19 protein-coding genes are annotated in these 24,128 nt (G+C 64.1%); 5 read left to right on the top strand and 14 right to left on the bottom strand.

Translation table 11 applies throughout. The features are described from left to right. From APH42_RS13295 to APH42_RS13285, 3 genes are all read right to left on the bottom strand, one after another. The coding region (locus tag APH42_RS13295; RefSeq protein WP_060493470.1) for a carbohydrate porin at positions 1 to 1,097 on the bottom strand (1,097 nt) is incomplete at its 3' end. 108 nt (positions 1,098 to 1,205) lie between these two features. Next, positions 1,206 to 3,623 carry a glucose/quinate/shikimate family membrane-bound PQQ-dependent dehydrogenase gene (locus tag APH42_RS13290; RefSeq protein WP_060493469.1) on the bottom strand — a complete coding sequence of 806 codons (2,418 nt, stop codon included), beginning with the start codon at positions 3,621 to 3,623 and terminating at the stop codon, positions 1,206 to 1,208. A 232-nt stretch (positions 3,624 to 3,855) separates the two neighbouring features. Next, positions 3,856 to 4,206, bottom strand: coding sequence for a cupin (locus APH42_RS13285; RefSeq protein ID WP_060493468.1), 351 nt, complete (start codon positions 4,204 to 4,206; stop codon positions 3,856 to 3,858). A 116-nt stretch (positions 4,207 to 4,322) separates the two neighbouring features. Here APH42_RS13285 and APH42_RS13280 point away from each other — a divergent pair, with 116 nt between their 5' ends. Both APH42_RS13280 and APH42_RS13275 read left to right on the top strand, forming a co-directional pair. Further along, a complete protein-coding gene (locus tag APH42_RS13280; RefSeq protein WP_060493467.1) occupies positions 4,323 to 5,228 on the top strand; it encodes a LysR family transcriptional regulator in 906 nt (301 codons plus the stop codon). 102 nt (positions 5,229 to 5,330) lie between these two features. Next, positions 5,331 to 6,530, top strand: a complete 1,200-nt coding sequence (locus APH42_RS13275) for an MFS transporter (protein WP_060493466.1) — start codon at positions 5,331 to 5,333, stop codon at positions 6,528 to 6,530. Between the two features lie 12 nt (positions 6,531 to 6,542). Here the strand turns inward: APH42_RS13275 and APH42_RS13270 are convergent, their stop codons facing one another. Then, entirely contained in the window at positions 6,543 to 7,154 is a 612-nt protein-coding gene (locus APH42_RS13270) for a LysE family translocator (protein ID WP_012272002.1), read from the bottom strand. Between the two features lie 102 nt (positions 7,155 to 7,256). On the opposite strand from APH42_RS13270, the gene APH42_RS13265 reads away from it, so the two are divergent. After that, complete coding sequence (locus APH42_RS13265; RefSeq protein WP_012272003.1) at positions 7,257 to 8,255, top strand: GlxA family transcriptional regulator; 999 nt, start codon at positions 7,257 to 7,259, stop codon at positions 8,253 to 8,255. Here APH42_RS13265 and APH42_RS13260 read toward each other — a convergent pair. The 6 genes from APH42_RS13260 to APH42_RS13235 all read right to left on the bottom strand — a co-directional run bounded on the left by APH42_RS13260 (position 8,222) and on the right by APH42_RS13235 (position 13,745). Further along, positions 8,222 to 9,073: a CAP domain-containing protein gene (locus APH42_RS13260; RefSeq protein ID WP_012272004.1), complete on the bottom strand. Its 852-nt coding sequence runs from the start codon at positions 9,071 to 9,073 to the stop codon at positions 8,222 to 8,224. The two genes, APH42_RS13265 and APH42_RS13260, sit on opposite strands and share 34 nt — an antisense overlap. 206 nt (positions 9,074 to 9,279) lie before the next feature. Next, entirely contained in the window at positions 9,280 to 9,891 is a 612-nt protein-coding gene (locus tag APH42_RS13255; RefSeq protein WP_012272005.1) for a cell wall hydrolase, read from the bottom strand. 34 nt (positions 9,892 to 9,925) lie between these two features. Beyond that, positions 9,926 to 10,843: an AEC family transporter gene (locus tag APH42_RS13250; protein ID WP_060493465.1), complete on the bottom strand. Its 918-nt coding sequence runs from the start codon at positions 10,841 to 10,843 to the stop codon at positions 9,926 to 9,928. Between the two features lie 106 nt (positions 10,844 to 10,949). After that, positions 10,950 to 11,813: a LysR family transcriptional regulator gene (locus tag APH42_RS13245; RefSeq protein WP_060493464.1), complete on the bottom strand. Its 864-nt coding sequence runs from the start codon at positions 11,811 to 11,813 to the stop codon at positions 10,950 to 10,952. Between the two features lie 70 nt (positions 11,814 to 11,883). Next, positions 11,884 to 12,732 (bottom strand): proline/glycine betaine ABC transporter permease, encoded by an 849-nt coding sequence (locus tag APH42_RS13240; RefSeq protein WP_012272008.1) that lies wholly within the window; start codon positions 12,730 to 12,732, stop codon positions 11,884 to 11,886. Beyond that, positions 12,729 to 13,745, bottom strand: a complete 1,017-nt coding sequence (locus APH42_RS13235; protein ID WP_060493463.1) for an ABC transporter substrate-binding protein — start codon at positions 13,743 to 13,745, stop codon at positions 12,729 to 12,731. The genes APH42_RS13240 and APH42_RS13235 overlap by 4 nt, the downstream gene beginning before the upstream one ends. A 162-nt stretch (positions 13,746 to 13,907) precedes the next feature. Here APH42_RS13235 and APH42_RS13230 point away from each other — a divergent pair, with 162 nt between their 5' ends. Next, positions 13,908 to 15,674 (top strand): S8 family peptidase, encoded by a 1,767-nt coding sequence (locus tag APH42_RS13230; protein WP_060493462.1) that lies wholly within the window; start codon positions 13,908 to 13,910, stop codon positions 15,672 to 15,674. Positions 15,675 to 15,706: 32 nt separating this feature from the next. Here APH42_RS13230 and APH42_RS13225 read toward each other — a convergent pair whose 3' ends face one another. Then, positions 15,707 to 17,851, bottom strand: coding sequence for a methyl-accepting chemotaxis protein (locus tag APH42_RS13225; RefSeq protein ID WP_060493461.1), 2,145 nt, complete (start codon positions 17,849 to 17,851; stop codon positions 15,707 to 15,709). A gap of 198 nt (positions 17,852 to 18,049) precedes the next feature. Here APH42_RS13225 and APH42_RS13220 point away from each other — a divergent pair, with 198 nt between their 5' ends. Then, positions 18,050 to 19,369: a Na+/H+ antiporter family protein gene (locus APH42_RS13220; protein WP_060493460.1), complete on the top strand. Its 1,320-nt coding sequence runs from the start codon at positions 18,050 to 18,052 to the stop codon at positions 19,367 to 19,369. Between the two features lie 13 nt (positions 19,370 to 19,382). On the opposite strand, the gene APH42_RS13215 is transcribed toward APH42_RS13220, so the two are convergent. From APH42_RS13215 to APH42_RS13205, 3 genes are all read right to left on the bottom strand, one after another. Further along, positions 19,383 to 20,390: a FecR family protein gene (locus APH42_RS13215; protein WP_012272013.1), complete on the bottom strand. Its 1,008-nt coding sequence runs from the start codon at positions 20,388 to 20,390 to the stop codon at positions 19,383 to 19,385. Between the two features lie 271 nt (positions 20,391 to 20,661). After that, entirely contained in the window at positions 20,662 to 22,431 is a 1,770-nt protein-coding gene (locus tag APH42_RS13210; RefSeq protein WP_060493459.1) for an acyl-CoA dehydrogenase C-terminal domain-containing protein, read from the bottom strand. A gap of 70 nt (positions 22,432 to 22,501) precedes the next feature. Further along, positions 22,502 to 24,124, bottom strand: a complete 1,623-nt coding sequence (locus APH42_RS13205; RefSeq protein ID WP_060493458.1) for an acyl-CoA synthetase — start codon at positions 24,122 to 24,124, stop codon at positions 22,502 to 22,504. Positions 24,125 to 24,128 lie beyond the last annotated feature (4 nt).

Below are 24,128 nucleotides of genomic sequence, written 5' to 3'. Positions count from 1 at the left end.
AACTGCTGGCCAGCGTTGAAGGCGGCATCTTCAAGCACATCGCGGCTACGCGGATTAGGCACGGCACGGCCGTAACCCAGTGCCACGGTATCTTTCGGGCGGCCTTCGAACGGTTTGTACAGCACCACACCGGCACCATACCACTTGGTGAACGGCGAGGCGGCCTTGCTCGACGCCGAGTACTGGCCGAAGGCGTGCAGGCTACGGCCTGGCGAGCCCTGGTCGTTCCATACCGCCTGGTCGACCAGCAGGTAGTGGCCTGAGCGGCCGGATACTTCGTCGTCGCTGCCGATGCGTTTCACGTCGGAGCTGTCGTAGTAGTAACCGAGCTTATACTCGCCCGGCAGTTCACCCTGCAGCTTGTACACCAGCTCCACCGGTACCACGGTGCCGGTGGTGTGCTTGGGCCCCAGGTGCCAGGCGCGGCTGGAGTTGCCGTTGCTCTCGGGGTCGACGTTGAACGCCGCCACGCGCAGCTGCCAGGAAGGCGACAGGTCGTACTTCACCCGCACGCCGAGGTGAGCATTGGGGTAGTTGGTCCAGCCGCTGCCACCGGACATGTTCAGCGGGTGGCCGCAGAAGCCGGCGTTCATGAAGTTGCACAGGATGCCGCTGTCCAGGCCGCCGAGGTCGTTGCCCATGGCCATGTAGCCAAGCTTAACGTTGAGCGCCGGAGTGAACAGGGTACGCTCGTAGCTCAGCTCGGTCAGGCGGGTGTACAGGCCACCGAAGTTTTCCTGGATCGGCAGGCGGTTGCCTACCAGGTCTTCCGACGCGCTGTTACCGCGGCGGTCGTTGACGGTCAGCTGGACTTTGCCGCCGTTGTCCAGGCCGTACAGCTTCGACAGGTCGAACTGCACGCCCAGCTTGACGTTCTGCGAATAGCGCGCCGATCGGTGCAAACCACCGTGGGCGTTGTAGGCGGTTTCGCCGCTGTAGTCACCGGTGACTTTGACGCCGTCTTCTTCGAGTTGATGACGCAGGCCGCCCCAGTCACCGGTCAGGGTGCTGCGGGTCAGCAGGTCGCCGTCGGCCAGGGCTGTGGTGCTGGCCAGGACCAGCAGCAGGGTGGGGGTGATGCGAATTGCGGATGGCATTGCTGAATCTCGGGTTGTCTTTGGGGCCATTCGCGGGCAAACCCGCGCCTACATGGCCGCTGTGGGCCTTGTGGGAACGGGCGTGCTCGCGAAGAAGGCGACGCGGTCTTACGGCAGCGCGTAAGAAATCACGTAGTCGCCACGGTCAGTCGACTGGCGGGCGCCGCCAGCAGTGATCACCACGTACTGCTTGCCGGTCTTCGGCGAAACGTAGGTCATCGGGCCGCCCTGGCTGCCCACTGGCAGGCGAGCTTTCCAGATTTCGTTACCGTTGCTGCTGTCATAGGCGCGCAGGTAGAAGTCCTGGGTGCCGGCAATGAACACCAGGCCGCCTTGGGTCGACAGGGTGCCGCCCAGGGTTGGCAGGCCGATCTTGATCGGCAGGTGCATGCGGATGCCGAGCGGGCCGGTGTCTTCAACGGTGCCCACGGGTACCTGCCAGGCCACCTGGCGGGTTTTCATGTCGATGGCAGTCAGGGTGCCGAACGGCGGCGCCTGGCATGGAATGCCCGCTACCGACAGGAAGCGGTTCTTGTTCACGGCATACGGCGTGCCCTTGAGTGGTACCGCGCCCATGCCGGTGTTCAGTGCCTCACCGCCAGAGGCCGCGCCACCTTTGTTCTGCGACGGGATCATCTGGATCCACAGGCCCAGACGCATGTCGTTGACGAAGATGAAACCATGCACCGGGTCGGTGGAAATGCTGCCCCAGTTCATGCCACCCAGCGAACCTGGGAAGCTCAGCGACAGGTCGGTGCCCGGCGCGGTGTACAGGCCGTCGTAGCGCATTTTCTTGAAGTCGATGCGGCACAGCAGCTGGTCATACGGGGTGGCACCCCACATGTCCGACTCGGTCAGGGTCTGTGCGCCGATCTGCGGCATGCCTACCGATTTGGGCTGGGTTGGGGAGTATGGCTCGTTCGGGATGTTGCTTGGCTTGACGGGTACTTCGTCGACCTGGGTCAACGGCTTACCGGTGGCGCGGTCGAGCACGTAGATCTGCCCGGCCTTGGTGCCGATCACTACCGCAGGTACCGACTGGCCGTCATCCTTGGTGAAGTCGATCAGGCTTGGCTGCATCGGCAGGTCGAAGTCCCAGAGGTCGTTGTGCACGGTCTGGTATACCCACTTCTGGTTGCCGGTAGTGGCGTCCAGGGCCAGCACCGAAGCGCCGTAGGTGTGGTCCAGCTTGTTGCGCTCAACACCGTAGATGTCGGTGGACGACGAGCCCATCGGCAGGAACACGGTGTTCATCGCCGGGTCGTAGGACATCGGTGCCCAGCTGTTCGGCGTGCTGCGCACATAGGTGCTGTCGCCTTGCGGTGCCTGGCGATCTTCCGGGTTGCCCGGGTCGAAGGCCCAGCGCATTTCACCGGTGATCACGTCGAAGCCACGGATCACGCCACCTGGCATGTCGGTCTGGACGTTGTCGGCAACGCGGCCGCCAACCACCACGGTGGTACCGGCCATCAGCGGTGCCGAGGAGAGCTGGTAGTAGGAGTCCGGGACATTGCCCAGGCCGGCCATCAGGTTGACCTGGCCATTGTTGCCAAAGCCCTGGCAGAACTCGCCGGTGTCGGCGTCGACGGCAATCAGGCGGCCATCGATGGTGTTGGTCAGCAGGCGACGCTGGCAGTTGGCACCCGCCGCTACGCTACCGCCGGTAATCGGCGAGCTGTTCGGCTGGGTCGGCTGAGCGATGGCGGCAGTGGCGTCGAAGTAGGCCATGCCACGGCAACGCTGCCAGACCTTGGACTGGGCGTTGATTGCGTTTTTCCACAGCTCTTTGCCGGTGTCGGCATCGAGGGCGATCAGGTTGTTGTGCGGGGTGCAGATGAACACCTTGTTGCCGATCTGCAGCGGTGTCAGCTGGTCTTCGGCACCGTTGCCGTCACTGATGGCGACGTCACCGGTGTGGTAGGTCCAGGCCACTTTCAGCTTGTTGACGTTGTCCCGGTTGATTTGGTCCAGCGCGGCGAAGCGGCTGCCACCTTCGGTGTTGCCGTAGTGGGCCCAGTCTTTCTGTTCCTTGCCGGCTTCGACCGGGGTCATGCCTGGGCCTTTGCCGGTGGGGGCGACGCTTGGGTGGGCAACGAACATGTTGCCGGCAGCGATCACCAACACCACCGCCATTACCCCGGCGATACCGTAGGCACCGCGACCGGCGCTGGCGCCGTTGGTGCGCGCCAGCAGCGGGTAGACCAGTGCCACCACCATGCCGATTGCGCCGAACATGAACAGGCGCGAGAACAACGGCCAGAACACCAGGCCGACATCGCTCAGTGCCCAGATCACGGTGCCGACCAGGAATGCGGCATACAGCCAGGCGCCAGCCAGCTTGCGGCGAGCAATGAGTACACCGGCGATGGCCATGGCCAGGCCGCCGATCAGGAAGTACCAGGACCCGCCCAGGCCGGCGAGCTTGACGCCGCCGGCAGCCAGGAGGAGGCCGAGCAGGGCGATGATTACGCCCAGGCCGATCAGAATGATGTTTGGGGCGCCAGAGGCGCGCGGTGTTTCTTTCATGCCAGGGATCTCAGCAGGTGGAATGCGCGCAGTCTAAGCCCTTAGCTTGCTAATTAACAAGTTGGTACATAATTTTCTGAGGCTGATTGTCGCAGGGCTGAACGTGTGAAGGTGTCGCTAAAAGTCTAGATCAGGTGCTGAAAAAAGCATTAAACGGGGAGTTTCTGCCGTTTTTGCAACCGGCATTCATACTTTCGTCGAGTGTGTTGCGCGCCCACGTTCAGCCTCAGCTTCAGGCTGGCCACGGGGAACCACTGCCATAGAACACCGCCAACCAGATGGTGGCCGTGCCGGGTGCGGTCCATTCCACGCGGTGGCGGTAGTGCGCCGGGATATCCAGGCAATCGCCCGGCGCCAACAGGCGGGTGTGGTGCTCGTGCTCGAAGCGCAGCCCCGCAGCTCCACTGAGCAGCACGATCCACTCGCCTTCGGCCTGGTCGTACCAGAAACCGGGCGGGCTGGCCTGGCCGCTGGAGACGATACGCTCCACGCGCACCCCTGGGCGGCTGAGCAGTTCGTCGACATGTTCGGCACTGGCGGGGTCGCAGGGCGGCAGGGCGGCCAGCAGGTTGTTCGGTATCATGGAAAGCCTCGCTGTGAAGGTGTGATGCCACTATGGACGCAAATGCCATGCAGCGCGCTTCTTGACCCGCCCGGCCGTTTGTAAGAACTTTCCGAGTTTTGGAAGGTGGCCAGCAAATGGACAAACTCCTGGCAATGAAGATGTTCGTGGCCACCGTCGATGCCCAGGGCTTTTCTGCGGCCGCGCGCAGGCTAGGGCTGGCGACATCGTCGGTGACGCGCCTGGTCGATGCCCTGGAAACGGCGCTGGGTGCCACCTTGCTCAACCGTTCCACGCGTCAGGTGAGCTTGACTGAGGCCGGTGCCCGTTACTACGAGCGCGCACGGGGTATTTTCGAGGCGCTGGACGAGGCTGATGCCAGTGTTGCCGATCGCGGCGAAGAGCCAGTCGGCGTATTGCGACTGTGCTTGCCAGTGGAGTTCGGCAGGCGGGTCATCGCCCCGCACCTGGGGCCGTTCCTGGCAAGGCACCCGGCACTGGAGCTGGACATCGACCTCAGCGACCGCCTGGATGACCTTCTGGACGGGCGCTACGATCTGTCGGTTCGCCTGGGCGACCCATCGCCCAATGACGAGCTGGTGTGCCGCCAGCTCGGTCGCTTCCAGCGTTGGTTGGTGGCCAGCCCGGCTTACCTGGCGGGGCGTGAGCCGCTGCAGCACCCCCGGCAATTGCTGGAGCACGCCTGCCTGCGCTTTCGCTACGGGCAGAAAGCGCGGCCCTGGCGCCTGGCCTGCGGCCAGGAGAGCCTGGAGCTGGACGTAAGCGGGCCGCTGCGCAGCGCCAACGCCGACATGCTGCGTGAAACGGCATTGGCAGGCAGTGGCATCGCACTGCTGGCCGACTGGCTGGTACGCACAGATGTGCTGGCCGGGCGCCTGCAGCGGGTATTCCCCGACTGGCAGGCCAGCCCTGGCACGGCCAACAACAGCATCAATGCCCTGTACCTGCCCAACCACCGGGGTTCGCGGCGGGTGAACGCGTTCATCGACTTTTGCGAAAACTTACTGAAAAACGACGGGTAGTGTTGCGCAGAGCGCAAAGCCGCGTTGCGCCAAGACCGGATTCTCGGCGAAAGCGCGCATGGGTAAGGTAGCCAGCATATACCCCTAGTCGAGGAACCTCGCATGAATCCCTCCCTTGCGGCAGCGCAACCGGCAGCTGCCAGCCTGAGCCGGGCCCTGGTCGTGCTACTGGCATTCTGCTGCGGCGCGATCGTCGCCAACATCTACTATGCCCAGCCCATCGTCGGGCTGATTGCCCCAGACTTGGGGCTATCCACCGAGCATGCCAGCCTGATCGTTTCCCTTACCCAACTGGGTTATGCCCTGGGCCTGTTGTTGCTGGTGCCGCTGGCCGACCTGCTGGAAAACCGCCGCCTGATGGTGGCTACCGCTGTCCTGGCCTGTTTCAGTCTGCTGCTGGCGGGCACCAGCAGCAGTGGTCAGGGGCAGTTGTTCCTGGGTTACGCACTGCTGATCGGTTTCAGTTCTGTGTCGGTGCAGATGCTTATCCCGCTGGCGGCGCACCTGGCGCCGGAACAGCAGCGTGGCCGGGTGGTGGGGAATATCATGGGCGGCCTGCTGCTGGGTATCCTGCTGGCGCGCCCGGTTTCGAGCCTGGTGGCTGACCACTTTGGCTGGCGCGCGGTGTTCATTGGCGCCGCCGGAGCCATGCTGGCGATCATCCTGTTGCTGGCGCTGACACTGCCGCAGCGTCGTCCCGAGCACAAGGCCAGCTATGCCGGGCTCATGCTGTCGCTGCTCACTCTGCTGCGCCGTTATCCACTGCTGCGCCACCGTTCGTTGTACCAGGCGTTGATGTTCGCAGCGTTCAGCCTGTTCTGGACGGCCGTGCCGATGGCCCTGGCCAGTGAACACGGCCTGTCGCAGAGCCAGATCGCCGTGTTCGCCCTGGTCGGTGCAGTGGGCGCCATCGCTGCGCCCATGGCCGGGCGCCTGGCGGATGCCGGGCATGCCCGCGCCGGCTCGCTGTTGGCGCTGATGCTGGCGCCGGTGGCCTTGCTGCTGGGGCTATCAAGCCCGGGTTACAGCGTGATTGGCCTGGGCCTTACCGGCGTGCTGCTGGACTTTGCGGTGCAGATGAACATGGTCATTGGCCAGCGCGAAGTGTACGCACTGGACCCGGCCAGCCGCGGGCGGCTGAACGCGGTGTACATGACCAGCATCTTCCTTGGCGGGGCGCTGGGGTCGGCGGTGGCCAGCGCGTTGTTCAGCCAGTTTGGCTGGCAGGGGGTGGCGCTGGTGGGGGCAGGCTTGCCGGGTGTTGCGTTGCTGGTCTTCCTGCTGAAGGCCCGGCGCGCCTGAACAGGGAGCGTGCTATCGGCCAAGCGGCAGCGCCACGCCAATCAAGGCGAACAGGCTGCCGCAGCAGCGATTGAAACCCTTGCCGCCCTTGGCCAGCCAAGGGCGAATGCGAAATGCCAGGCGCGCCAGCAGGTACTCGACCAGGAACTCGACGCTGGCGAAGGTCGCCGCCATTACCACGAACTGCAGCACCAGCCCACGCTGTGGGTCGATGAATTGTGGCAGGAAGGCACCATAGAACAGCAGCACCTTGGGGTTGGCCATGGCCGACAGCAGGCCTTGGCGGAACAACCCGGCATTGCCGAGCCGCGCGCTGCGCTCGGTCAGCTCCAATTGCAGGCCGGGGCTGCGCCACAGCTGGATACCCAGCCAGATCAGATAGGCGCCACCCACCCACTTCAAAACGCCCAACACCGAAGCCGAGGTTTGTAGCAGCGCGCTGAGGCCGAACATGGCCAGGGCGATCAAGGCGCTGAAGCCAAACACCCCGCCCACGATGGTGAACAACGTTCGCCGCGCGCCATACAGGGCGCCATGTGTCAGCGCCAACAGGCTGTTGGGCCCTGGGGTCAGCGACAGGCCGATGCTGGCCAGCAGGTAGATGAGCCATGTGTCGAGGGCCATGTTGGAAATGCCTGGTGATGTGGGGATGCCAGTCTAGGGCCTGATGATCCGGCTGATAGAGTATGATCTGGACATTTAATGGTCGTTTATGGACTCGCTGACATGCAGCCCGACATCCGCCTGCTGATCCTGCCGTTACCGGATTTTGCCCTGCTGCCGTTTGGCGCCTTTCTCGACAAATTGCGCTTCAGCGCCGACGACGAGGACTACAGCCAGCAGCGCTATTGCAGCTGGACCGTGGCCGGGCTCAGCCTTGACCCGGTGCAATCAAGCAGTGGTGCGGTGCTGCAGGTCGAGGCGATTGCCAGCCAGCTCGACCTGAGCAGTTTCGACTACCTGGTGGTGTTCGGCGGTCGCAATGCCATGGCCACTGCCGCGCTGGCGCCACGCTATCAGGCGCTGCTGCACCAGGCCGGCAAGGCCGGTGTGAAGCTGGTAGGGGTCGATAATGGCGCCTTCCTGCTGGCCGCCTGCGGACTGCTGCAGGGGCATGAGGTGGTGGTGCACTGGCGTCACGAAGCCGAGTTTCGTGCTGCCTTCCCGCAGCTGCGATTGCTGCGTGAGCAGTTGTACTGCATCGATGGCAATCGCATCACGTGTGCCGGCGGCACCGCCGCCATCGACCTGGCTGTTGCGCTGCTCTCACACGCTTGCGGGCGTACCCGCGCGCTCAAGGGGCTGGCCGATATGCTGGTGGACGAAACCCGCGACAGCCGTCATGCCTTGCGTTCGCTGGAGCTGGGCGCCGGGCAGGGGCGGCAGGTGCAGCGGGCACAGGCGCTGATGCGCCATCACCTGGGCTCGCCGTTGGCAGTGGAGCAACTGGCCAAGGAACTGGGCATCAGCCGGCGCCAGCTGGACCGCCAGTTTCAGGCCAGCCACGGCATGAGCGCCAAGGCCTGGTGGCTGGAAATGCGTTTGCAGCAGGCGCGCTGGCGTTTGCTCAACTCCAGTCATAGCCTGGCGCAGATTGCCGATGAAGTGGGCCTGGGCGATGCCAGCTACCTGGGCAAGTGCGTGCGCCGTCGGTTTGGCTGTACGGCCTTGGCCTTGCGAGCAGGCAGCGCTTACTGCGGTGTGCCGAACAGGCCTGTCCAGTAAATCCCGGCATCGCTCTTCGGGTCTACCGCATAGGCAGCCCCCAGTTCACGGAAGTCTGGGTTCATCAGCGTGGCGCAGTGCCCTGGGCTATCCAGCCAGCCGTCGACCACTTTGTGCGCAGTATCACGCCCGGCGGCAATGTTCTCGCCGATTTGCTGATACAGGTACCCGGCCAGTTCCGCCCGGTCACCGGGTGTGCGGCCATCCTTGTCGATGTGGTCGAAGAAGTTCTGGTTGGCCATGGACCGCGTGTGGTTGGCAGCCACCCCGGCCAGTACTGTGCTCCAGCTCAGTGGCGGGGCGGCGGCAAAGGGTTGGCCACCGCATTGGCGTGGCACCTTGCGCGCAGCGTTGATCTCCTGCAGCACTTTCTGCCCCTCGGCTTGCCAGTCACCCAGGCGGCCGCTGAGCAACGGCCGGGCCAGCACGATGCGCCAGTCGCGGCCCTCCTGGCTGACGCCGATATCGACGAATTGCGGGTCGAGCACTACCTGGCAGAAGCTTTCCTCGATGGCATGCATGGCGGCGCGCGCATCGCGCGGGCCCGACAGGCTGATGGCCTGGACGTTGACCATGGGGTAGGCCGCGCGGGTCATGGCCTGTTGCAAGTCGCGGGTGCCTTCTGGCGACAGCGCAAGGCGGGTGTCGCTATTGAGCGGCGGCAGCTCCAGCGACGCCTCGCCACCGCAGGGCTGGGCCTTGCTGCGGTACACATTGATCGAATCGATCAGTTGCGCCTCTTCGCCGGTGACAGCCAGTACCCCGGTCGAAACGACCAGGCCCAGCGACAAGGCGGCAACGGATGACAGGACGCGCATGTGGATCTCCCTATGACTGGCAGCGTCGTGGTATGCGCTGCTCATCCTACACAAGCCGGGGGCTTTTGGCCCTAGCTCGTGCAAAGCAATGAAAGCGCCGGCAATCGTTGCTGGCGGCAAAAGAGGGAGTAGACCACTGGTCGGCGGAAAAGTGCGATGAATTGCTAATCATTCTTATCGAGCCCGCACGGTCCGCCGCGTTCGCATCAACGCGCCAACGCCTGGTTCGGCTTGTAGAACAGGAAGTGGGTAGTCTGCGCTGTCTTGCGATACGCCTTGGCCCAATCGGGGTGCACGGTGCGGTCGTGGAAGTACAGCGCGCCGCCGGTGGGGTCCTTCAACTGCTGGTTCAGTGCCTTGCGTGCGATTTCTTTGGCGACATCGTAGCGCTGGGCTTCCTCGACCTGATCCGAGCGCCCGTCGCACCACCAGGAAAACTGGCAGGCCTTGCTTTCCACGCCCTGCTTGACCACCCCGCAGATGGTGTCCGGGAAGCCATCGTGGCCCAGGCGGTTGAGCACCACGCTGGCCACGGCGGTCATGTCCTCGGCATCGGCGCCTTTGGCTTCCCAGTAGATGGTGCGGGCCAGGCAGGTGATGCTGTCATCCAACGGCGCCTTGCCAACCGGGTCGACCGCCTGCGCTTCGCCTGGGGTCAGTTTTTCAGCTTTTTTGGGGGGAGGGGCATCTTCCACCACCTTTTCTTCAAGCACTTCGGCCTTGTCCTCGGCGACGGCGGCCTTGGCCGGGTCGGCCGCATTCAAGGGGCCAGCGAGCAGTGCCGAGGTGAGGCCGAGCAGCATCCAGTAACGGCGCATGGGCAAGCTTCCGAAGGGTGGAGTGAGTCTCAGTCTAGCCAAGCGTAAGCATTAACACCAAAGGCAGGGTGGCGGCGGCCGCTACGGTCTGCAGGGCGATGATGGTGGCCATCAAGGGCGCATTGCCGCCCATTTGCCGGGCCATCACATAGGATGACGAAGCGGTGGGCAGCGCTTGGAACAGCACCGCCACCACCGCCGCCTGACCACTCAGGCCGAGCACTCTGCACAGGCCCCAGGTGGTCAGTGGCATGACCAGGAACTTGAACGCCGACGCCGCCATCAGCGGGCGCACCTGCTGGCCCAGGCGAGCGCCGCCCAGTGCCGCGCCGACGCACAGCAAACCCAGCGGCAGGGCGGCCTGGCCCAAGGCCTTGATCGTGGGCTCGATCCCGGTCGGCAAGCCCAAACCGGTGGCCCTCAGCAGCAGCCCACCCGCACAGCCGACGATCAGCGGGTTGGCGAAGATTGCCCGTAGCACCGTGAGCGGTGAACTGTGGCGGGCGCTGAAGCGGGCGAACACCAGCACGCAGAGCAGGTTGACCAGGGGGACGATGGCAGCATTGGCTACCGCCGCCAGGGCAATCCCTGCACTGCCGTAGATGCCAGCCGCCAGGGTGGCACCAATGTAGTTGTTGAAACGAATACCACCCTGGAACACCGAGGTGAAATCGGCGCCATCGTGGCTTACCGCCCCTTGATACAGCATCAGTAATACGGCGCCGGCCAGGGTCGAAAGCATCAGTGCGCCGACCATGCCCAGCACCGGTACGCCATCAAGGTTGGCGGTGGCCAGGCCGTGCAGAAACAGCGACGGCAGCAGTACGTAGTAGCTCAGGCGCTCGGCGCCGGGCCAGAAGCTTTCGCCAAGAAAGCCGCGTAGGCGCAGGAAGGTGCCCAAGGCAATCAGCAGGATGATCGGGAGCAGGGTGGTCAGCAGCAAATGGAGCATGATCGACGTTCCGTGGTCGGGTACGCGAACAGACTACGGGTGAGGAACGGTCTGTAAAAACGTTGTTTTCTGCACTGACTATTGAGAAAAAATGCATTGTTGCAGCTTACGACTCCAAGGCTGTCTTCAGCACAGCACTCAAATGCCGTCGCTGGCTTTTCTCATGCTCCAGCAACACCACACGTCGCGTCAGCTGCGGCTCGCCAAACGGCAGGCAAGTGGCGGGCGGCAAGCGCTGCAGGTCGTCATCGGCCATGGGTACGATCGCCACGCCCAGGCCCATCACCGCCATGCGCGCCAAAGCTTCCTGGCTGTCCAGTTCCATCTGCTCGCTCACCTGCAAATGCTGGCGACGCAACTCCTGCTCGATCTGTCGCCCGGCCCAGGCGCGCTTGTCGAAGCGCAGGAATGGCTGGCTGGCCAGCAACTGCGGCACGCTGTGCCCGGCCAGTTCAGGGCTGGCGATGACCCAGAAGCGGTCTTCGAACAATGCAGTGAAGTCCAGGCTTTGCGGGTAAGGGCTGACGGGTTCGGTGGTGATCGCCGCGTCGAGTTCACCGTCCTCCACGCGTCGCGCCAGCTCCGCCGACATGCCCGAGGCCACGCTGATGTGCAACTGCGGGTGGTTGGCCTTGATCCACACCAGCGCCCTGGGCAGGCGCCGCGCCAACACCGTATGGATCGCCCCCAGGCGCAGGCGGCCGCGCAGGCTCGGGCCGCAGGCTAAGGCGTCGGCCAGTTCGTCGTAGGCAGCCAGAATGCTCTCGGCGCGAGCCACCGCCAATTGGCCTGCTTCAGTCAGGGCCACCTGCCTGCGGCTGCGGTCGAACAGGGGAACCTGCAACTCGTCTTCAAGGGTCTTGATGTGCAGGCTCACCGCTGAAGGGGTGAGGCTGAGCAGGTCGGCGGCGCGGGCGAAGGTGCCGTGGCGGGCGATGGTCACCAGGGTGCGCAGGGCTTTGAGAGACATGCGGGCGGGTCCAGGGTTGAACGGTCAGTGCTGCATTGTCAGGCTCGGCCGTTTCGCAGCACAAGGCTGCTCAGCGCCTATTACGCCCATACGCCTGGCTGATCCTGTCGATCACCATGGCCAGGGCAACAATTGCCAGCCCGGCCTGCACGCCCTGACCAACATTCAAGGTCTGGATCCCCGCCAGCACATCCTCACCCAGCCCACGGGCGCCGATCATCGACGCCACTACCACCATCGACAAGGCCATCATCACCGACTGGTTGAGCCCGGCCATGATGCTTGGCAGCGCCAAGGGCAGGGCGATGCGCCGCAACCGCTGCCAGCGGCTGGCGCCCAGGCCGTGGGCCGCCTGCAACAACGAAGGGTCGATTTGGCTCAAGCCCAGTTCGGTCAACCGCACCAGCGGTGGCAGGGCGTATATCAGCGTGGCGAATACGGCGGGCACCTTGCCCAGGCCAAACAGCATCAGCACCGGGATCAGGTAAACGAACGCCGGCAGCGTCTGCATCACATCCAGTACCGGCAGAAGCAACCGCCTGGCCAGCGGTCGGGCGGCCAGCAGGATGCCCAATGGCACGCCCACCAGCACGCACAGGCCGGTACTGACCAGCACCAGCGCCAGGGTTTGCAGCAGCTTGTCCCACAGCCCGAGCATGCCGATAAATGCTAGCAGCGCGACCAGTATTGTGCTGCGCACAACGCTGCGGGTGGCGTGCCAGGCCAGCAGGCCGACCAGCAGCAACAACAGCCACCAGGGCAGCAGGCGCAACAGGTTCTCCAGGCCGACCAGCAGTTGCAGCAAGTGGTCTGAGACGCTGCGCAGGTGGTCGCCGTAGTTCATCACCAGCCAGTCGACCAGGCGGTTGACGCTGTCGGCAAAGGAAAACTGCAGAGTCTGCGGGAAGCCGTCACTCACAGGCTGGCCTCGACCTTGGCGGCGATGTCCGCAGGCAGCCAGGTTTTCCACACATCAGGGTTATCGCGCAGGAAGGTCAGGGCTGCGTCGCGCGGTGGCGTGCGTTTTTCGCTCATTGCGGCCAAGGCCTGGTTCAGGCGATCGATGGGCAGGTCCACCCGTTCGAACACGCTGACCAGGTCCGGGTAGCTCTCACGAAAGACCTTGGACACGCCAATCGACAACTTCGCCGGCAGCGACCGGCTGCCCTTCGGGTTGGGGTTGCCGGCATCGGTGAGGGTGGCCCAGGCCTGGGCATTGAACGGTGGCTCTTGCAGGCGTACAAGCTTGTAGCGCCCCATCAGCGGGGTCGGGTTCCAGTAGTAGAACAGCACCGGTTGGCCACGACGGATAGCCGAGCCGATCTCGGCGTCCATCGCCGCGCCGGAGCCACTGCGGAAGTTGGTATAGAGGTCATTCAAACCGTAGGCCTTGAGCTTCTGGCTGTTGACCGTTTCAGACGTCCAGCCGCTGGGGCTGTTCAGGAAACGGCCCTTGTCGGGCGACTCGGGGTCGCGGAAAACCTGCGGGTAACGCTTGAGGTCCTCGACACTGCGCAACTCGGGTGCCAAGGGTTTCAGTTTGCGTGCGGCATCGCCTTCGATCACATAGGCCGGCACCCACCAACCTTCCTCTGCATTTTTCACCGTATCGCCCAGCGCGAACACCTGGCCGGCCTGTTCGGCCTTGACCCAGGCAGGGCTGCGCCCGGCCCACTCCTCGGCGATCACTTGCAGGTCATTGCGCGCCAGGGCCACCTCCATACTGACGGTGCTACCGGGCAGGGTGTCGGTGGTGTAGCCGTAGCCGCGCTCCACGATCAGCCGCAGGATTTCGGTGGTGAGGGCACCGCTTTCCCAGCCGATGGCGCCAAAGTGGATGGGCTCGCTGCGTTCTGCCGAGGCGGCGCTGTCGGTGGCGGCCAGGCTCACAGCGAGCAGCAGGCTGGCCAGCAGCATTGGAAGTCTGTTCATCGGGGCCTTCGATTGCCATTGAGTGGATGCGGGCAAGTGTAGACGAGGCCCCTGGCGCATCGCCGGCGCGGTCGGGGGAAGGTGCTCCCACTGCCCAGGCGTGCTGCGCGTTGCAAAGCTGGGCTCTTCTGCTTGGCATGCACACCTGAAGAGGCAGCCCCGATGACGCTGGATTTACATTTCGTGTATTACCGCAACTTTCGTTTCGATGGAAAACTTCATGTTCGCTGTTACGGTGCAGACCTGCACAAGGTCAATCGCATCCGCTACGAACTTGAACGGGCTGGCCCCGACGGCCCGGTTTCATTCCCGGGAAAGTCCGTGTACTCCCAGGCACGCAGCGGCAAGCCGAGCGACCATGGATGCCCTGCCACGTTGCTGGCCGAAGAAGAGGCGGGCGTGTATTCGATCCAGCCCAAAGTCGTGCTGCTCGATGAGCATGCTCGGGCGCTGGGCCGGCCGGTTGGCGCAGCTGGCGTTATCGACATGCGGCCCTTGGCACCCGGCACACCGTTCCCGCCGGTTGTCATCGAATTCATCCCCGGAGGGCACGAGCGATTTCTCCGAGAGCTGGAGCCGGGCTCAGGTTCTGCATGGGTCCGCTACTGGCCGAACCTTGAATCGGTACTCGCGTTGCGACCTGTTCTGGACGAACAGGAACAGGGCGAAGACAGGCTCCGGCCATTGCGCGACCATTACATTCTCGACCAGCCAGCCAGCATGCTCGGTGACACCTACCTCGCCTTGCTCAAGACTTTGGCGGCGCGGGAGTATGTGCAGTCACTGCAGTTCATGCCGGCAGCGCCCCAGCCAAGCCTAATTTTGCTCGGCCTGGCCGGGCTACTGGCAACGCTGCTGACCGGCGGCGCCGTGGTGGCGGGCAACCATGCCTATGAAAATGCTCAAGCTACACCCGATTTCGAGCCGCGCCAGCATTACCTCGACGCACCTGGCCCCCGGTGGCAAGGGCTGAATGTGCGCGAGGCCTGGGCGCAGCAGGTAACGGGTTACGGCGCGCGGATTCACTTCAGTGATGGGGGGTTGCACCCTGATCATGAAGACTTGCGCGGCAATCCTGCCTTGAAAATCGTCTCGCTCGAACCCAACCATGATCCCGACCACGGAACGGCTTCGGTGGGAATCATTCTGGCTGCGGGCAACGGTATTGGCGCGACCGGGATCAGCCGTAACAGCGAACTGTACCTGTACAACAACCGCGCGGAGGATGCCCAAGGCAGCTTCCAGGCGCTCAAGGACCTGCTACGGAATGTAGAACCCGGCGACATCGTGGGTATCAATCGGCAGACCGCCCATGCCGAGGTGCTGAGCACCATGTTGCCATCCTTGCACGACAAGGCCTGGTGGACTGTCATGCAGCAGTTGAGCCGGCGCGGTGCCGTGGTGGTCAATGCAGCAGCCAATGGCAGCAGCAGGACGCTTGCGGACAAAGGCACCCGTGCTGGCGAAGGTGTCGACCTGGCCAACTGGCCCTATTTTGCCGACCATGGCGATTCAGGTGCGATTCTGGTGGGGGCCTGCCATTCGTATGACGGCAAGCCCCACGCCTACTCCAATCACCATTACCGTTACCGTATGCTCAATGCCTGGGGCGACAGCGTAGTCACGCTTTCCTATGGCGATTTGCAGGACCTGCGTGGTGAGGAAAGGGACTACACAGGCCGCTATGCTGGCACTTCCAGCGCCACGCCGATGGTGTGCGGTGCATTGAGCCTGATCCAGTCCTACGCCATGGAGCAGCACCACGTCTACCTCAATGGCAACCAGATGCATCAGTTGGTCATGGCGTCTGGCTACGACGATGCCACGTTAGCGGGTACCGAGGTGCTGCCGATGGGCGCCAGGCCCAATGTGCATGGCGCGCTGGTGCTGCTGGACCGCATCCTCGGCGGCGGCAGGTTCGCGGCCTGAGGCGGGGCCGGCAGGTGCCGGCCCCGCCCGGCTCATACGCGAAACTGGTCCATCAGCGCCTGCTGCTGGTTGGCCAGGCTGTTCAGCGACTGGCTGACCCGCGCCGACTCGTTGGCCTGGCCTGACAGCGACTCCGTCACATCACGAATGGTCGCCACGTTGCTGTTGATTTCCTCGGCTACCGCGCTTTGCTCTTCGGCGGCCGAAGCGATCTGCAGGTTCATGTCGGTGATCACCGTCACCGCCTGGCCAATGCGCTGCAGTGCAGTGACGGCCTGGCCGACCTGCGCAACGCCACTCTGTGCCTGGCGGTGGCTGTGGTCCATGGCGCCGACCACTTCCTGGGTGCCGTTCTGCAAGGCTTCGATCACCTGGCGGGTTTCTTCCACCGACTCCTGAGTGCGTCGAGCCAGGTTGCGTACTTCATCGGCGACCACGGCAAAGCCACGGCCGGCTTCACCGGCACGGGCCGCCTCGATGGCGGCGTTGAGCGCCAGCAGGTTGGTCTGTTCGGCAATCGAGCGGATCACCTCCAGCACCGAACCGATCTTTTCGCTGTTCTGCGCCAGGCCTTCGACTTCGGCCATGGCGTCGCTCATGTTGGCGGCCAGGGTATCGATGCTGGTGGTGGTGCGGTCGATCACGGCCAGGCCTTCCCGGGTGGCCTGGTCGGCGTCACGCGCGGCCTGTGCCGCCTGCGCGGCGCTGCGGGCGACATCCTGGGCGGTGGCGCTCATTTCATGCGAGGCGGTGGCTACCTGGTCAACCTGGCGATACTGCTGCTCCATGCCGGCGCTGGTTTCAGTGGCAATTGCCGAGGACTGGTCGGCAGTGCCTCGGGCGGCCTGCACCGAGCGTTTGACCTCGGCGATGGTCGGCTGCAACTTGTCGAGGAAGCGGTTGAACCAGCCGGCCAATTCACCCAGTTCGTCCTGCTTCTGGTAGGTCAGGCGGCGGGTCAGGTCGCCTTCGCCGCTGGCAATGTCCTTGAGCATGGCAGCCACGCCGAGGATCGGCCGGGTAACGCCACGGGCCATCAGCCACACCATGAGCAGGCCGGCAATGGCAGCGGCCAGGCCCAGGCCCAATTCCAGCAAGGTGCCGCTGGTATTCAGCGCGTCCAGTTCCTGCTTCAGTGTTTCGGCCGGGCCGGTCAGGGCATTTTCCGGTACATCCAGCAACACGCCCCAAGGTTGTGCGTCGGGGATCGGCCGGAAGGCCGCCAGCACCTTCAAACGCTGCTGGTCGTGGAGGATAGTCATCTTGCCATTGGCCAGTTTGCCTACCAGTTCGGCGCCCTTGGCCGGGTCTACCTGGTCGAAGCGCTGGGCCAGCTTGCTGGCATCGGCGCTGTAGCCCGCCAGCAGGCCGACCGGGCTGAGTATGCCGACCGTGGTGCGGCCTTCGTAGAGGCTGCGGCTGGCCTCCTGGCTCAGTGCCTGCAGGCTGTTGAGGTTGATGTCGATGGACAGGGTGGCAATGATCTTGCCGTTGACCGCCAGCGGGAAGACGATGCTGGTCATCAGCACCTGCTGGCCGTCGATGTCATAGAAGTAGGGTTCTACCACGCACACCTTGCCGGTCGTGCGCGGGCATACCCACCAGGTGTTGGCTGGCTGGCCGCTGGGGCCGATCTCGGTGTTGGCCATGTCATGCTCAGGCAGCGCCATGGCGGTCAGCTGGCCGGCACGCGGCTGCGACCAGTACAGGGCAAAGCGACCGGTTTCGTTGCTGCCCAGCTCTGCCTTGCCGGCGAACAGGCTGTCCTTGCTGTCCAGGGCGTTGGGCTCGAACACCAGCGACAGGCCGAGGAGGTCGGGGTTGGCCTGTAGCGCGGCGCGCACCTGACGGGTCATGTCCTCGCGCAGGTCGAAGGCATCGAGAAAGCGCTTTTCGGCCTGCTCGCGCAGGAACAGCACCTGGCGGGCGAAGCCGGCGCCGTACTGGTAGGCATCCATGAACTGGCGGCGGATGTTCAGCGCCTGCACTTCACCCTGCGACTCGATACGCGACTGCGCCGCCTCGGTCAGCATCTGCATGCTGCTGGCCTTGACCAGGTCCGAGCTGTGGTCCATGCGGTACAGCGACAGGCCGACGAGCAAGGTGACGATGCCGGCCAGGCAGAGACCGGCGAGCAGGGTGATCTTCCACTGGATGGAAAGTTGTCGCAAAGGCATGGGGGCGGATCCCTTGTAATAAGAGTGTGGCTTGCGACTGTGTCGGCGGCCTGGGTTTTTTCTTTATTCAAACGTTCAATTTAATTATCAGGTCCGCTGCAAGGCATTGGTAATGTGACGCAACATGGCGCTTTTGACATCTGCCGCCCACTGCTTCAGAGTTCGCGCTTTTTTCCGCCGTAATGAGGTAAGCCAATCATGAATGCAGTGATCGCCGCGGTCGGCATCATGCTGATACTCAGCCTGTCCCGCGTGCACGTGGTCATCGCCCTGGTCATCGGCGCCCTGGTCGGTGGGCTGGTGGGTGGCCTGGGTGTCGAAGGCACGCTCAAGGCCTTCAACGGTGGCCTCGGCGGTGGCGCCACGGTGGCGTTGTCCTATGCACTGCTGGGCGCCTTTGCCGTGGCCATCGCCAAGTCTGGTCTGGCCCATGCCCTGGCCGATCGCGCCCTGGTCATGATCGACCGCCAGGGCCATGCCCATGGCGGCAAGGTCAAATGGCTGATGATCGGCCTGATGCTGGTGGTGGCCGTGTCGTCGCAGAACATCCTGCCCATCCACATTGCCTTCATCCCGTTGCTGGTGCCGCCGCTGCTGTACGTGCTGACGCGCCTGCGCATCGACCGCCGGTTGATCGCCTGTGTGATCACCTTTGGTCTGATCACGCCGTACATGTTCCTGCCGGTGGGTTTCGGCAACATCTTCCTCAACGAAATCCTGCTGGCCAACGTCGCCCGCGCGGGTGTCGACGTGAGTGGCGTCAATGTCACCCACGCCATGGCCATCCCGGCTGCCGGTATGCTCGTCGGCCTGTTGCTGGCGGTGTTCATCAGCTATCGCAAAAAGCGTGACTACGACCTGGCGCGTATCGAACAGGTGGAGCAGGTGAGCGTGCAGTACAACCCGCTGACCTTGCTGGTGGCCGGGTTGGCGATCGCTGCTGCCTTTATCGTTCAGTTGCTGTTGGACTCGATGATCATCGGTGCCATGGTTGGCTTCCTGATCTTCTCGCTGTCAGGCATCGTCAAGTGGAAGGATACCGACGACCTGTTCACCGAAGGCATGAAGATGATGGCCATGATTGGTTTCATCATGATTGCCGCGTCCGGTTTTGCCGACGTGATGAAGGCTACCGGTGAGGTGAAGAGCCTGGTGGAAACCTCGGCCCAATGGATCGACCACAGCAAGGGCATCGGCGCCTTGCTGATGCTGTTGGTGGGCCTGCTGGTGACCATGGGGATCGGCTCGTCGTTCTCCACTGTGCCGATCCTGGCCGCGATCTTCGTGCCGCTGTGCGTGCAACTGGGCTTCGACCCGCTGGCCACGGTGTGCATCGTCGGTACTGCCGGTGCGCTGGGGGATGCGGGTTCACCGGCCTCGGACTCGACCCTGGGGCCGACCTCGGGCCTGAACGTGGATGGCCAGCACCACCATATCTGGGACACGGTGGTGCCGACCTTCATCCACTACAACCTGCCGTTGCTGGCGTTCGGCTGGTTGGCGGCAATGACCTTGTAAGGCGGGGAGGGCGTCAGCCCTTGTCGGGGGGCGGCGAGATGCGGTTTAGCACGGTGCTGCCGTCCTTGCTGCGGGTCAGGTAGACCGGCAGCACCTTGGGCAGGTTGTTGACCAGGCGCCCCACTTCACGGGTGTTGTAGATACCGCTGATGCGAATGCGACCGGTACTGGCGTCGGCCAGCTGCAGCGGTGCGTCGAGGTAGCGGTTGATCACCGGCAGCGCTTGTTCCAGGCTCAAGTTGTCGAGCACCAGCTTGCCGCTGCGCCAGGCCAGGCTGTTGCCGTAGTCGTCGCTCTGCTCCAGTTGTGGCTCGAAGTCGCCCTTGTGGTAGCTGGCCTGCATGCCAGGGCCGAGGCGATAGCCGCCGGCGCTGCCATCGCTGGACACCAGCACCGAGCCTTCCACCAGGGTAACCTTGACCTGGTCCTGGTACTTCCACACGTTGAACTGGGTGCCGGTGACACGGGTCTGGCCACGGCCGGCACGCACGATGAACGGGTGGCTGCTGTCGTGCTGCACCTTGAAGAACGCCTCGCCGCGCTTGAGCGTGACCTGGCGCTGGTCTTTGTAGTTGAGGTAGGTGAGCTCGGTGTTGAGGTTGAGCTGCACCGTGCTGCCGTCGCTCAGCTCCACCGTCTGCATGCGGTCACTGGCTTCGAAGTGTTGGTAATGGTTGGGCAGCCAACCCTGCTCCCACCCCATCCAGCCTGCCAGTGGCAGCACTGCCAGGGCAATCGCCGCCGCAGACGCCAGCGGCCGCCAGTTGCGCGGGCGTGCGGCTTGCTTGGCGGGCGGGTTGAAGTCGATGACGGTGGCGTTGCGCGGCAGCAAGTCGGCGGTTTGCCAGATTTCCAGCATCGCCTGGTATTCCTCGGCATGCCGTGGGTCGGCCGCCTGCCAGCGGGCGAATGCCTCACGCTCGGCCGCCGTGCAATCTTCGGCGTGCAGGCGCATGCACCAGTGCGCGGCGGCGTCGGTGATGGCATCGTCTGGGCTGGGATTGAGGCGGTCGTGGTTCATTGCGGCTCCGGGTTTTGCGCATTCTACCCTTGCAGAAGGGCCCCCGAGAACCGGCGTAATGGCGAATGACTATCAGTTGTGCCGGTTTTTCGTCGGTTTTGCAACGGTTTTTCAGCGTCTGAGAACCCTTCGCGTACAAGAATACAAGCTGAAATCCACGGGGCTGCTGTGCAGCCCATCGCGACAAAAGGCCGCCCGCACAAGTGACCGCATGTCTCTTGTGGGGGCGGCCTTATGTCGCGCTAGGGACGCCAAGCGCCCCCAGGGCCTGTCAGAACTGTGCTGCCTCCAACCCATAAAGGCTGTCGCTGCCCGCTCTGATACTGGCCTCCAGCCCTAACCCGCGCGGCAATACCCGCTGGTAGAAGAACGCCGCACACGCAAGCTTGGCCCCATGAAACGCTTCGTCCTCATCACGCTTGGCCAACGCCACCGCCGCCATTCGCGCCCACATATAGGCATATGCGGTAAGCCCGAACAGTTGCAGATACTCGACTGCCACTGCGCTGACCAGGTTGGCATCCGCGCCGGCCCGCGCCCGTAGCCAGGCGCTGGTAGCCTCCAACCGCGCCAAGCTTGCCTGCAGTGCCTCGCGGTGCAATGGCGCATCCACACTGAACGCTCGTACTTCGGCGGCAAAGCTGGCCAACGCCTGACCGCCGTCGGCCAGCACTTTGCGCCCGAGCAGATCAAGGGCCTGAATACCGTTGGTGCCTTCATAGATTTGCGCAATCCGCACGTCGCGCACTCGCTGCTCCTGGCCCCATTCGCGGATGTAGCCGTGGCCGCCGTACACTTGCTGGCCCAGCACGCAGCTTTCCAGGCCGTTGTCGGTGAAGAATGCCTTGGCCACTGGTGTCAGCAGCGCCACCAGGCGCTGGGCATGTTCGCGCTCGCCGGCGTCTTCGGCATAGCGCGCCAGGTCCAACTGTTGGCCAACGTAGGCGGCGAACGCCCGGCCACCTTCGGTGAGGGTGCGCATGGTCAGCAGCATGCGCCGTACATCGCCGTGGTGGATGATCGGGTCGGCAGCCTTGTCCTGCGCCTGTGGGCCGCTAGCGGCGCGGCTCTGCAGGCGCTCGTTGGCGTAGCGGGCGGCGCTCTGGTAGGACGCCTCGGCGCAGCCGATGCCTTGTATGCCGATGGACAGGCGCTCGTAGTTCATCATGGTGAACATCGCCGCCAAACCTTTGTTGGGTTCGCCCACCAGGTAACCGAAGGCACCATCGAAATTCATTACACAGGTCGCCGAGGCCTTGATGCCCATCTTGTGCTCGATCGAGCCGCAGTGGGCGGCGTTACGCGCGCCTAGCTGGCCATTGGCCTCGACCCGGTACTTGGGCACCAGAAACAGCGAGATGCCCTTGGCGCCGGCGGGTGCGTCGGGCAGCTTGGCCAGCACCAGGTGGACGATGTTCTCGGTCAGGTCCTGCTCGCCACCGGTGATGAAGATTTTGCTGCCGCTGATGCGGTAACTGCCATCGGCTTGGGGTTCGGCGCGGGTTCGGATCAGCCCCAGGTCGGTGCCGGCATGGGGTTCGGTCAGGCACATGGTGCCGGCCCAACGGCCTTCGTACAGGGGCGGCAGGTAAGTGGCCTTGAGCGTTTCGCTGGCATGGGCATCGATTGCCAGGCAGCTGCCAGCGCTCAACGCCGAATACAGGCTGAAGCTGCAGTCGGCGGCGTAGAGCATTTCCTCGAACAGCACGCCGAGCATCTTCGGCATGCCCATGCCGCCGTATTCCGGGTTGCCACCCAGGCCGACCCAGCCACCTTCGCGGTAGGTGTTCCAAGCCTCGCGGAAGCCGTCGGGGGTGGTAACCACGCCTGCGTCGAAGTGCACGCCTTGCTCGTCACCGTTGCGGCTGAGCGGGGCGATCAACTGGGCGGTGACTTTGGCGGCTTCCTCGAGGATGGCGTCGGCGGTATCGGCGTCGATGCGCTCGGCCAGGGCGGGCAGGCGGGCCCACAGGGCCGGGGCGTTGAATACGTCATGCAGGACGAAGCGCATGTCACGCAGGGGGGCGGAATAGGTAGTCATCGTTGGCTCTTGAAGGAGGAAGTCAGGGTCGGCTCTTCGCGGGCAAGCCCGCGAAGAAGCGGCTGCGCTTTCAGAGGGCCTTGGCCCGGTCGCGCAGCACGTACTTCTGGATCTTGCCGGTGGAGGTTTTGGGCAGCTCACCAAACACCACGGTCTTCGGCACCTTGAACCCGGCCAGGTGCTCGCGGCACCAACTGGTGATATCGGTCTCGCGGGTGTCTTCCCGGCCCGGCTTGAGGGCAACGAAGGCGCACGGCGTTTCGCCCCACTTTTCATCCGGGCGTGCCACCACGGCGGCTTCCAGTACAGCCGGGTGCTTGTAGAGGGCGTCTTCGACCTCGATGGTGGAAATGTTCTCGCCACCGGAAATGATGATGTCCTTGAGCCGGTCCTTGATTTCGACATATCCGTCGGCATGCCATACGGCCAGGTCGCCGGTGTGGAACCAGCCGCCACGGAAGGCTTCGGCGGTGGCTTCAGGGTTTTTCAGGTAGCCCTTCATCACGGTATTGCCGCGCATGAAAATTTCGCCCAGGGTGTTGCCGTCGCGCGGCACCGGCTGGAGGGTTTGCGGGTCGGCGACCATCAGGCCGTCGAGGGTTGGGTAGCGTACGCCCTGGCGCGACTTGATCCGCGCACGCTCGTCCAGCGACAGCGCATCCCATTCGTCATGCCAGGCACACACGGTCACCGGGCCGTAGACCTCGGTCAGGCCGTAGGTGTGGGTGACCTTGATGCCCATTTCCTCCACGGCGCCAATCACCTTGGCCGGCGGCGCGGCACCGGCGACCATGGCCTGCACCGGGTGCTCGATGGCTGCCTTGGCGGCTTCGGGCATGTTGACCAGGGCGTTGAGCACGATTGGCGCCCCGCACAGGTGGCTGACCCGGTGCTCGCGGATCAGGGTGAGGATTTTCTGCGGGTCGACCCGACGCAGGAACACATGGGTGCCGGCCAGCGCGGTGATGGTCCAGGGGTAGCACCAGCCGTTGCAGTGGAACATTGGCAGGGTCCACAGGTAAACCGGGCGGTGCCCCATGGCCCAGGTCATCTGGTTGCCCAGTGCGTTCAGGTAAGCGCCGCGGTGGTGGTAGACCACGCCCTTGGGGTTGCCGGTGGTGCCGGAGGTGTAGTTCAGCGAAATGGCCTGCCACTCGTCATCGGGCCATTCCCAGGCAAAGTCCGGGTCCCCTTCGGCAAGCAGGGCTTCATAGTCCAGCTCGCTGACAGCGCGGCCCTCGCCATACTCCGGGTCATCCACATCAATCACCAGCGGCGGGTGTTCGAGCAGCGCCAGGGCGGCTTCGATGACGGCATGGAACTCGCGGTCGGTGATCAGCACCTTGGCCTCGCCGTGCTGCAGCATGAAGGCGATGGCCTCGGCATCCAGGCGCACGTTCAAGGTATTGAGCACGGCACCGATCATGGGTACGCCGAAGTGCGCCTCAAGCATGGCCGGGGTGTTGGGTAGCATCACTGCCACGGTGTCGCCACGGCCGATGCCACGGCCAGCCAGGGCACTGGCCAGGCGCCGGCAGCGTTGGTAGGTTTCCTGCCAGTTGCGGCGGATGGCGCCGTGGATGACGGCCGGGTAATTGCCGTATACGGCGGCGGTGCGTTCGATGAAGCTCAGCGGGGTGAGGGCGACATGGTTGACGGCAGCGGGCATCAGGCCCTGGGCATAGATCGACATGCGG

Source organism: Pseudomonas sp. NBRC 111140, from assembly GCF_001320885.1.
Taxonomy (GTDB): domain Bacteria; phylum Pseudomonadota; class Gammaproteobacteria; order Pseudomonadales; family Pseudomonadaceae; genus Aquipseudomonas; species Aquipseudomonas putida_P.
The sequence above is the reverse complement of the archived record's forward strand: the minus strand, read 5'-3'. Positions and strand labels throughout refer to the sequence as shown.

Bases quoted from the DNA above. Each gene is read 5' to 3' on its own strand.
- APH42_RS13265 (WP_012272003.1), top strand. From the start codon at position 7,257: ATGCAGCCCGACATCCGCCTGCTGATCCTGCCGTTACCGGATTTTGCC.
- APH42_RS13205 (WP_060493458.1), bottom strand. From the start codon at position 24,124: ATGTCGATCTATGCCCAGGGCCTGATGCCCGCTGCCGTCAACCATGTC.
- APH42_RS13275 (WP_060493466.1), top strand. From the start codon at position 5,331: ATGAATCCCTCCCTTGCGGCAGCGCAACCGGCAGCTGCCAGCCTGAGC.
- APH42_RS13230 (WP_060493462.1), top strand. From the start codon at position 13,908: ATGACGCTGGATTTACATTTCGTGTATTACCGCAACTTTCGTTTCGAT.
- APH42_RS13220 (WP_060493460.1), top strand. From the start codon at position 18,050: ATGAATGCAGTGATCGCCGCGGTCGGCATCATGCTGATACTCAGCCTG.
- APH42_RS13250 (WP_060493465.1), bottom strand. From the start codon at position 10,843: ATGCTCCATTTGCTGCTGACCACCCTGCTCCCGATCATCCTGCTGATT.
- APH42_RS13215 (WP_012272013.1), bottom strand. From the start codon at position 20,390: ATGAACCACGACCGCCTCAATCCCAGCCCAGACGATGCCATCACCGAC.
- APH42_RS13255 (WP_012272005.1), bottom strand. From the start codon at position 9,891: ATGCGCCGTTACTGGATGCTGCTCGGCCTCACCTCGGCACTGCTCGCT.
- APH42_RS13290 (WP_060493469.1), bottom strand. From the start codon at position 3,623: ATGAAAGAAACACCGCGCGCCTCTGGCGCCCCAAACATCATTCTGATC.
- APH42_RS13235 (WP_060493463.1), bottom strand. From the start codon at position 13,745: ATGAACAGACTTCCAATGCTGCTGGCCAGCCTGCTGCTCGCTGTGAGC.
- APH42_RS13280 (WP_060493467.1), top strand. From the start codon at position 4,323: ATGGACAAACTCCTGGCAATGAAGATGTTCGTGGCCACCGTCGATGCC.
- APH42_RS13270 (WP_012272002.1), bottom strand. From the start codon at position 7,154: ATGGCCCTCGACACATGGCTCATCTACCTGCTGGCCAGCATCGGCCTG.
- APH42_RS13260 (WP_012272004.1), bottom strand. From the start codon at position 9,073: ATGCGCGTCCTGTCATCCGTTGCCGCCTTGTCGCTGGGCCTGGTCGTT.
- APH42_RS13225 (WP_060493461.1), bottom strand. From the start codon at position 17,851: ATGCCTTTGCGACAACTTTCCATCCAGTGGAAGATCACCCTGCTCGCC.
- APH42_RS13285 (WP_060493468.1), bottom strand. From the start codon at position 4,206: ATGATACCGAACAACCTGCTGGCCGCCCTGCCGCCCTGCGACCCCGCC.
- APH42_RS13210 (WP_060493459.1), bottom strand. From the start codon at position 22,431: ATGACTACCTATTCCGCCCCCCTGCGTGACATGCGCTTCGTCCTGCAT.
- APH42_RS13245 (WP_060493464.1), bottom strand. From the start codon at position 11,813: ATGTCTCTCAAAGCCCTGCGCACCCTGGTGACCATCGCCCGCCACGGC.